This window comes from Aquibium sp. A9E412 (assembly GCF_030398335.1).
Classification (GTDB): Bacteria; Pseudomonadota; Alphaproteobacteria; order Rhizobiales; family Rhizobiaceae; genus A9E412.
In genome coordinates, this window is record NZ_JAOAOP010000043.1 from 22,611 (window position 1) to 30,853 (window position 8,243).

Annotated in this window: 7 protein-coding genes and 1 pseudogene; 2 read left to right on the plus strand and 6 right to left on the minus strand. The window is 74.5% G+C overall.

The window, feature by feature from the left end:
• The first annotated feature begins 44 nt into the window (after positions 1 to 44).
• Positions 45 to 833, plus strand: a complete 789-nt coding sequence (locus N1F89_RS14605) for an ATP12 family protein (RefSeq protein WP_290084922.1) — start codon at positions 45 to 47, stop codon at positions 831 to 833.
• 72 nt (positions 834 to 905) lie between these two features.
• On the opposite strand, the gene N1F89_RS14610 is transcribed toward N1F89_RS14605, so the two are convergent.
• The 4 genes from N1F89_RS14610 to N1F89_RS14625 all read right to left on the minus strand — a co-directional run bounded on the left by N1F89_RS14610 (position 906) and on the right by N1F89_RS14625 (position 4,943).
• Positions 906 to 2,582 carry a hypothetical protein gene (locus tag N1F89_RS14610; protein WP_290084923.1) on the minus strand — a complete coding sequence of 559 codons (1,677 nt, stop codon included), beginning with the start codon at positions 2,580 to 2,582 and terminating at the stop codon, positions 906 to 908.
• The gene (locus N1F89_RS14615) at positions 2,579 to 2,839 is read right to left on the minus strand and encodes a sodium/substrate symporter small subunit (RefSeq protein ID WP_290084924.1); all 261 of its coding nucleotides are present in this window, start codon (positions 2,837 to 2,839) and stop codon (positions 2,579 to 2,581) included. Before N1F89_RS14615 ends, N1F89_RS14610 begins: the two co-directional genes overlap by 4 nt.
• 303 nt (positions 2,840 to 3,142) lie before the next feature.
• Entirely contained in the window at positions 3,143 to 4,552 is a 1,410-nt protein-coding gene (gene glnA / locus N1F89_RS14620; RefSeq protein ID WP_290084927.1) for a type I glutamate--ammonia ligase, read from the minus strand.
• 52 nt (positions 4,553 to 4,604) lie between these two features.
• Entirely contained in the window at positions 4,605 to 4,943 is a 339-nt protein-coding gene (locus N1F89_RS14625) for a P-II family nitrogen regulator (RefSeq protein ID WP_290084929.1), read from the minus strand.
• Positions 4,944 to 5,251: 308 nt separating this feature from the next.
• Here N1F89_RS14625 and N1F89_RS14630 point away from each other — a divergent pair, with 308 nt between their 5' ends.
• Positions 5,252 to 6,751 carry an NAD(P)H-hydrate dehydratase gene (locus N1F89_RS14630; protein WP_290084930.1) on the plus strand — a complete coding sequence of 500 codons (1,500 nt, stop codon included), beginning with the start codon at positions 5,252 to 5,254 and terminating at the stop codon, positions 6,749 to 6,751.
• A gap of 79 nt (positions 6,752 to 6,830) precedes the next feature.
• Here the strand turns inward: N1F89_RS14630 and N1F89_RS14635 are convergent, their stop codons facing one another.
• Both N1F89_RS14635 and N1F89_RS14640 read right to left on the minus strand, forming a co-directional pair.
• On the minus strand, positions 6,831 to 7,655 hold the full coding sequence (locus N1F89_RS14635) for a DUF72 domain-containing protein (protein ID WP_290084931.1): 825 nt from the start codon (positions 7,653 to 7,655) through the stop codon (positions 6,831 to 6,833).
• A 170-nt stretch (positions 7,656 to 7,825) separates the two neighbouring features.
• Positions 7,826 to 8,243: pseudogene (locus tag N1F89_RS14640) on the minus strand (hypothetical protein); the annotation flags it as partial.

Consider the following 8,243-nt stretch of genomic DNA (forward strand, 5'->3'; position numbering starts at 1 on the left):
GGCCACTGGCAAGCCGGCGCCGCCGATGCCATATGGAAGGGATCATGCGTGACCTGTTGAACGATCTCGAAGCCGGGCCGGCGCTGTCCGACCCAGACCCCGTGGAACGCGCCCGCAAGCAGATGCGCCAGCCGCTGCCGCGGCGCTTCTACGACGCCGTGGCGACCGACCGGCCGGACGGCGAGGCGCATGTCGTGCTGCTCGACGGCAAGCCGGTGCGCACGCCCGCCCGCGCGGTGCTGCGGCTGCCGACGGAGGCGGCCGCCCGGCTGGTGGCCGACGAGTATGCCGCGCAGGCCGCGGTGATCGACCCGATGACCATGCCGGTGACGCGGCTTGCCAACACCGCGCTCGACGGCGTGGCGAGCGACGTCCAGGCCGTGCTCGAGGACGTGCTGCGCTTCGCCTCCTGCGATCTCGTCTGCTACCGGGCCGAGGGGCCCGAGGGGCTGGTCGAGCGTCAGGCCGAAGCGTGGGACCCGGTGCTCGACTGGGCGCGCGCGGCGCTCGGCGCGCGCTTCCTGCTGGCGGAGGGCGTCATGCATGTCGAGCAGCCGCGCGAGGCGGTCGGCGCCGTCGGTATCCATCTGGCGATGCGCCAGGAGCCGATGCGCGTCGCCGCGCTGCACGTGATGACGGCGCTCACCGGCTCGGCGCTGCTGGCGCTCGCCGTCGAGGCGGGCGCGCTCGACGCCCGCGACGCCTGGGCGGCGGCGCATGTCGACGAGGACTGGAACATCCGCCAGTGGGGCGAGGACGCCGAGGCGGCGGCGCGGCGCGCCCAGCGCGAGCGCGACATGATGGGCGCTGCGCGGCTGCTCGCCGCGCTGTAGCGCGGCGGTCGCAACGGCGACGCGGTTTGCCGCAAGGGGCGATCCTTCGCCCGGCAGCGGCCGTGCGCCGGCTCAGTCGAGCGGCGGCACGTCGCGGCCGCGCGCCGGCAGGCGGATGCGGCGCACGAAGGCCTGCCGCGCGGGTCCGGGCGGCGGGGTGAGCAGCGACACGCCGATCGTCGCCAGCAGGCTGGCGGCAAGGCCGACGAGGCCGACGCGCATCGCGTCGATGCCGAACCACGGCGCGCCGCCGATCGCCAGATGATAGAGATAGCCGCCGGCGGCGACCGTGCCGGCAACGAGCCCGGCGAGCGCCCCCGGCCCGTTGGCGCGCCGCCACCACACCCCGAGCACCAGCGGCACGAACAGGCCGGAGGCGGCCAGCGACAGCGCCCACACGGCAAGCGGCAGCGTGCCGGCGATCGCGAGCCCGGCGGCCGGCACGGCGAGCGCGCCGAGCGTGGCGGCGAACAGGCGCACGAGCAGCAGCCGCACGGCCGCGTCGGCGCGCGGATCGAGCATGCGGTGATGCAGGTCGTGGCTGAGCGCGCCGGCCATCGCCATCAGCAGCCCGGCGGCGACGGCGAGCGCGGCGCCGGCCGCGGCGACCAGCGCCAGCGCGCCGGCGGCCGCCGGCAGGCCGGCGAGCGCGGGCAGGGCGATGAACGCCGTGTCCGCCTGCAGCGCCATGCCGGACAGCGCCGCCGCGTCGGGCGTGCCGACTGCGGCGAAGTCGAGGGCGGCGCGTTGCGCGAGCAGCGCCAGCACGGGCAGGACGGTGAACAGCACGACGCCCCACACGAGCGCGTGGCTCGCCGTGCGCCGTGCGGTGCGGCCCGAGGCGGCGGCAAGAAAGCGCAGCAGCACGTGCGGCATGGCGGCGATGCCGCAGGCCGCGCAGAGCGCCGTCGCGGCGAGCGCGAAGGCGTCGGCGGCGCCGGGCAGCGCGGCGCCGGGCCCGGCCGGCGTCGCGGCGGCGCGCGCGGCCGCCTCGCCGAGCGTGAGGTGCGGCACGAAGCCGAGCCCGGCGGCCTCGGTCAGCCAGGCGGCGACCGCGAGCAGGGCGATGATCAGGACGAGCGACAGGGCGGCCTGCGTCCACGTCACCGAGCGCATGCCGCCGGGCACGACGCAGACCAGGACCGCGACCAGGCCGGCCCAGCGCGCAGCGGACGGCGAAAGGCCGAAGACGACCGCGGCGAGCCGGCCAAGCAGGTCGATCTGGACGGTGAGCAGCACGAAGCAGGCGACGAGAAGCACGGCCAGTCCGGCCGGCCGCAGCGCCGCGCCGTAGCGCATGGCGAGAAAGTCCGGCACCGAGACCGCGCCGGCGCGGCGCAGCTGCGGCGCCAGCAGCACGCCCGCCAGCACCAGCCCGGCCGGCAGCCCGAGCGCCAGCCCCGCGGCGAGCGCGGGCTCGCCGGCCGGCCCGCCGGCGAGCGCCACCAGCGTCGCGCCGCCGAGCGCGCCGCCGGCCAGCGCCAGCCCGTTCCAGAAGGCCGGCACGCGCCGGTCGGCCAGCAGCACCCCACCCGGCGTCATGCTGCGCGCGGCCAGCGCGACGGTCGCCACGGCGGCCAGCAGGTAGACGGTCAGGAGAAGCGTGATCGTCTGCGCGCCGACGCCGAGCCGCTCGAGCGCCACGGCGAGCGCGGCGAGGGCGACGAGGCCGACGGCGATGGTGCCGAACAGGCGGCGCGGCCGGGCCGGGAAGCGGCGGCGCGCGGGCAGGCTGTCGAGCGCCGTCATTCGTCGTCGAGGCCGACGCGGTCGTCAAGGCGGTCCTGTCGCCGGTTGTGCGCGGCGACAAGCAGGAGCAGGCCGGCTAGCGCCCCCTGGGCGAGCATCCAGCGGCCGAGCGGCAGGCCGGCGAAGGCAGCGCGGTCGAGCGCGGCGGCGGCGAACGGCAGCACGAGCACCAGCAGGACCCACAGGCCGAGCGTCAGCGCGGCCAACAGCACGCTGGCGCGCCAGTGGCGGCGGCTGGCCCTCGACAGGACGGACATGGGCGGCGTCTCCGGTGAAGGCGCAGGCGGGCGGCCGGCGACGGCGCGTCCGCCTGGCCGGGTTACAGCGTGGCGCAGCCGGGCGAACGCGCCAGGCGTCGCACCCTTGCGGCAAGATCGAACAGATGAACCATGACGTCGTTGCGAAAACCGGTGTCATGCCGTTTGCCGGCATGGTCTAGCCGAAAGCGACGACGGCCGCAATTTCCGCCGCGGCGGCGGCCCGACGCGAAAAGCCCCGCCGGGGGCGGGGCTTCGCGTCGGCGATCGGCGCGGCGGCAGGCCGCCGCACAGGCGGCCGGATCAGACCGAGTAGTACATGTCGTACTCGACCGGATGCGGCGTCATCTCGAAACGCATCACCTCGGCCATCTTGAGCTCGATATAGGCGTCGATCTGGTCGTCGTCGAAGACGCCGCCGGCCTTGAGGAAGCCGCGGTCCTTGTCGAGGCTCATCAGCGCCTCGCGCAGCGAGCCGGCGACGGTCGGCACGCGCTTCAGCTCCTTCGGCGGCAGGTCGTAGAGATCCTTGTCCATCGGCTGGCCGGGATGGATCTTGTTCTTGATGCCGTCGAGGCCGGCCATCAGCATGGCGGCGAAGGCGAGGTAGGGGTTGGCGCCCGGATCGGGAAAGCGCACCTCGACGCGCTTCGATTTCGGCGACGAGCCGAAGGGGATGCGGCACGAGGCGGAGCGGTTGCGCGCCGAATAGGCGAGCAGCACCGGCGCCTCGTAGCCCGGCACCAGGCGCTTGTAGGAGTTGGTCAGCGGGTTGGCGAAGGCGTTGATCGCCTTGGCGTGCTTGATGATGCCGCCGATGAAGTAGAGGCAGCTCTCCGACAGGCCGGCATACTCGTTGCCGGCGAAGGTCGGCTTGCTGTCCTTCCACAGCGACAGGTGCACGTGCATGCCCGAGCCGTTGTCGCCGAACACCGGCTTGGGCATGAAGGTGGCCGACTTGCCGTAGGCATGCGCCACCTGATGCACGACGTACTTGTAGATCTGCATCTTGTCGGCGTTGCGCACCAGCGTGTCGAACTTGATGCCGAGCTCGTGCTGGGCGGCGCCGACCTCGTGGTGGTGCTTCTCGACGACGACGCCCATCTCGGTGAGCACCGACAGCATCTCCGAGCGCATGTCCTGCGCCGAATCGACCGGCGGCACGGGGAAATAGCCCCCCTTCATGCGCGGCCGGTGGCCCAGATTGCCGGTCTCGTAGTCGGTGTCGCTGTTCTCCGGCAGCTCGGTGGAATCGATGACGAAGCCGGTGTTGTAGGGGTCGGAGCGGTACTTGACGTCGTCGAAGACGAAGAACTCGGCCTCCGGGCCAACATAGCAGGTGTCGCCCGCGCCCTCGGACTTCATGTAGGCCTCGGCCTTCTTGGCCGTGCCGCGCGGGTCGCGGTTGTAGGATTCGCCCGACACCGGATCGAGGATGTCGCAGACCACCGCCATGGTCGACTGGGCGAAGAAGGGGTCCATGTGCGCCGTCTCGGGATCGGGCATCAGCACCATGTCGGACTCGTTGATGGCCTTCCAGCCGGCGATGGACGAGCCGTCGAACATGATGCCGTCGGCAAACATGTCCTCGTCGACAGCAACGGCGTCCATCGTCACGTGCTGCATCTTGCCCTTCGGGTCCGTGAAGCGCAGATCGAGGAACTTCACCTCGTTGTCCTTGATCTGCTTGAGGAGGTCGTTGGCTGATGTCATTTCTGCTTTCCCTGGTTGCGAAAATGCTGGAGGCACGGCGGCGCCGCGGCGATCAGATGGCGTCCGTTCCGGTCTCCCCGGTGCGGATGCGGATGGCTTCCTCGACGTTCGACACGAAGATCTTGCCGTCGCCGATGCGGCCGGTCTGGGCGGCCTTGCGGATCGCCTCGACGGCGGCCTCGACGGTGTCGTCGCCGAGCACCACCTCGATCTTCACCTTGGGCAGGAAATCGACGACGTACTCCGCGCCGCGATAGAGTTCCGTGTGCCCCTTCTGGCGGCCGAACCCCTTGGCCTCGGTCACGGTGATGCCCTGCAGGCCCACCTCCTGGAGCGCCTCCTTCACCTCGTCGAGCTTGAACGGTTTGATGATCGCCTCGATCTTCTTCATGCCTTGGCGGCCTCCGATGCCTTTGAAAGCGGGCGCTTTTCCCGCTTCGCCTCCGATTAAGCACGTTCCGTGCCAGTTTGCTTTTCGTGCCGTGCCGCCAGGCCGTCCGGGCGGTAAGCCGCGCCGCCGGCGGCGGCCGGCTCGATCGGGCGGCGTGCGGACGGGCAGCGGCGGGGTGACTCCATCGCGGCGCAGTCTGGCGGGTGATCAAGGATTGTGCAATACGCCCGCAAAAGAGGCAGCCGTGCCGTTTGCCGCCTGCCGGCCGGCGGCGTAGGCTCGCCCGATCCAGCCCGCCGGAGCATGCCATGCACGAGCTTCTCACTCCTGCCGAAATGGCCGAGGCCGACCGGCTGGCGATCGCGGCCGGGCCGTTTGACGGGGCCGAGCTGATGGCGCGCGCCGGCGCGGCCGTCGCCGATGCCCTGCTGGCGCGCTTCCCCGCGGCCGAGCCGGTCCACGTCGTGTGCGGGCCGGGCAACAATGGCGGCGACGGCTATGTCGTCGCCCGGCTGCTCGCCGCGCGCGGTGTCGCCGTGCGGCTGTGGCGCGAGGACGTGCCGCGGGCGGGCAGCGACGCGGCGGCCGCCGCCGCGCGCTGTCCGCTCGATGCGGAGCCGCTGGCCGATTTCGCCCCGGCGCCGGGCGCCGTGGTGGTCGACGCGCTGTTCGGCGCCGGGCTGTCGAAGCCGCTCGCCGGCCGCTACGCAGCGGCGGTCGAACGCATGGCCGGCACGCGGGTCGTCGCCGTCGACCTGCCGTCCGGCCTCGACGGCGCGCGCGGCACGGTGCTCGGCGCCGCGGCGCAGGCCGCGCTCACCGTCACCTTCTTCCGCAAGAAGCCGGGCCATCTGCTCTATCCCGGCCGGGCGCTGTGCGGCGCGGTGCTGGTGGCCGACATCGGCATCGCCGATCACGTCTTGCCGGCGGTGGCGCCGACGGCCTTCGAGAACGGCCCGGCGCTGTGGCGCGCGGCGCTGCCATGGCCGGCGGCCGACACGCACAAATACCGCCGCGGCCATGTCGCGGTGCTGTCGGGCGGGCCGGACGCGACGGGGGCGGCGCGGCTGGCCGCGCGCGGCGCGGCGCGCGGCGGGGCCGGCGCCGTCACGGTGCTGTCGCCGCCCGAGGCGCTGCTGGTCAATGCCTGCCAGCTTACCGCCATCATGGTGAAGCGGCTCGACGGCCGCGACGACCTGACCGCCTTCCGCGCGGCGCGGCGCGCCGAGGCCTGGGTGCTGGGGCCGGGCTTCGGCGTCGGCGAGACGGCCCGCGTCTATGCCGAGACGCTGCTGGCGCCGCCGGCGGCGGCGGGGCGGCAGACGCTGGTGCTCGACGCCGACGGCATCACAGCCTTCCGCGACGCGCCGGAGCGGCTGTTCGAGGCGGCGCGGGCGGCGCAGGCGGCGGCGCTGGTGCTGACGCCGCATGCCGGCGAGTTCGCCCGGCTGTTCGGCGACCTGGCCGGCGACGCGGCGCTCGGCAAGCTCGAGCGGGCGCGGCTGGCGGCGGCGCGCGCCGGCGCGGTGGTGCTCCTCAAGGGGCCCGACACGGTGGTCGCCGCGCCGGACGGGCGCGCGGCGATCAACGCCAACGGCACGCCGTGGCTGGCGACGGCGGGCGCGGGCGACGTGCTCGCCGGGCTGATCGCCGCGCTGGCCGCGCAGGGCATGCCGGCCTTCGAGGCGGCGGCGGCGGCCGCCTGGCTGCATGCCGAGACGGCGCAGGGCGGCGGGCCGGGGCTGATCGCGGAGGACCTGCCGGAGCGGCTGCCGGCGGTGCTCGGCCGGCTGATGCCGGCGGCCTGACCCGGCACGTCAGGCGGCCGGCAAGGCGAGTCAGGTGGCCGGCGCAAGGGCCTGATTTTCCAGGGGAATCCCGCGCCCCTCACGGGGTGTCGGCGGCGGCCGGTCCGGCGACGCGCTGCTGCAGCGCCCGGGCGGCCTGCGGCGCGCGCAGCTTGCCCTCGTGGATGAAGTAGACGAAGACGTCGCGCGGCCGCCGCTCGGGCACGGTGCCGGGATCGGCGCGCGGCAGGTCGTCGGGCTGGCCGCCGCCGGCCCAGCTCCGCGCGCGCCCGGCCCAGGCGTCGAGGGCGGCCGGCGGGTAGGCGGCCGGCAGCGCGTCGTCGCCCTGCTGCAGCCGGGCATAGACGAAGTCGGCCGTCACGTCGGCGATCTCGGGATAGACGTGGTGATGGGCGTAGCAGATGGCGGCGCCGCGGCGGCGCGCCAGGGCGACGAACTCCGGCACCGCGAAGGAGGCGTGCCGCACCTCCAGCACGTGGCGCAGCGCCAGGCCGGCATGGGCCTGCGGCAAGAGGTCGAGGAAGCGGGCGACGTCGTCCGGCTCGAAGCGCTTGGTCGGCGCGAACTGCCAGACGATCGGGCCGAGCTTGTCGCCCAGCGCCTCGAGCCCCTGGGCGAAGAATTTGTCCAGCGAGTCCGCGGCTTCGGCGAGCACCTTGCGGTTGGTGACGAAGCGGTTGCCCTTCAGCGCGAAGACGAAGCCGGGCGGCGCCTCGGCCGCCCATTTGGCGAAGGTGGCCGGCGTCTGGCCGCGGTAGTAGGTGCCGTTGACCTCGATGGTGGCGAGCTGGCGCGCGGCGTATTCGAGTTGCCGCTTCTTCGGCAGGTCGGCGGGATAGAAGGTGCCCTCCCACGGCGCAAAGGTCCAGCCGCCGATGCCGGCGCGGATCGTTCCCGTCTGCATGCTGTCGTCCTCCGGATGGGCGGCGAGGATGCGGCGCGGCGGCGGGCTTGTCCACCCGGAAGTCGACGTCCGCGGGTGCCGGACCGGCGCACGCGCGGCCGCGCGCCGCCGCCGCCGGAAGCGGACGGGCGGGAACGGGCAGGCGCGGCGGCGGTGGCGGCCGGCCGCCGTCACGAGGTGTCGGGGGCGGCCAGCGCCTCGAAGGCGAGGCCGTGGACGGCGTCGAGGATGACGTGGACGGCATGCGTCGGCCGGCGGTGGCTGGCCAGGCTCTGGCCGGGCGGCAGGCCGGGCCGCAGCGGCCACAGGCGGCGCAGCCGGGCGGCGTCCGGCGCGCGCCCGCGGGCGGGTGCGACGGGCCGGGCGCGCCAGCGGACGAAGCGGCGGGCCTGCGCCGGCAGGTCGTCGAGCGCGGCGGCCAGCGCGGCCAGGCGCAGCGACAGCCGCGTGGCGTCGATCGGGTCGTCGGGCGCCGGCGGAGGGCGCAGCGGCAGCGGCAGGCGCGGGGTGGCGCCGGGCACGGCGATGCGCGGCACGGCGGCGGCGACGAGGCGGCGGCGGCGCGGCCGGCGCGGCGGGTCGACGAGC

Bases quoted from the DNA above. Each gene is read 5' to 3' on its own strand.
- N1F89_RS14605 (WP_290084922.1), top strand. From the start codon at position 45: ATGCGTGACCTGTTGAACGATCTCGAAGCCGGGCCGGCGCTGTCCGAC.
- N1F89_RS14610 (WP_290084923.1), bottom strand. From the start codon at position 2,582: ATGACGGCGCTCGACAGCCTGCCCGCGCGCCGCCGCTTCCCGGCCCGG.
- N1F89_RS14615 (WP_290084924.1), bottom strand. From the start codon at position 2,839: ATGTCCGTCCTGTCGAGGGCCAGCCGCCGCCACTGGCGCGCCAGCGTG.
- glnA (WP_290084927.1), bottom strand. From the start codon at position 4,552: ATGACATCAGCCAACGACCTCCTCAAGCAGATCAAGGACAACGAGGTG.
- N1F89_RS14625 (WP_290084929.1), bottom strand. From the start codon at position 4,943: ATGAAGAAGATCGAGGCGATCATCAAACCGTTCAAGCTCGACGAGGTG.
- N1F89_RS14630 (WP_290084930.1), top strand. From the start codon at position 5,252: ATGCACGAGCTTCTCACTCCTGCCGAAATGGCCGAGGCCGACCGGCTG.
- N1F89_RS14635 (WP_290084931.1), bottom strand. From the start codon at position 7,655: ATGCAGACGGGAACGATCCGCGCCGGCATCGGCGGCTGGACCTTTGCG.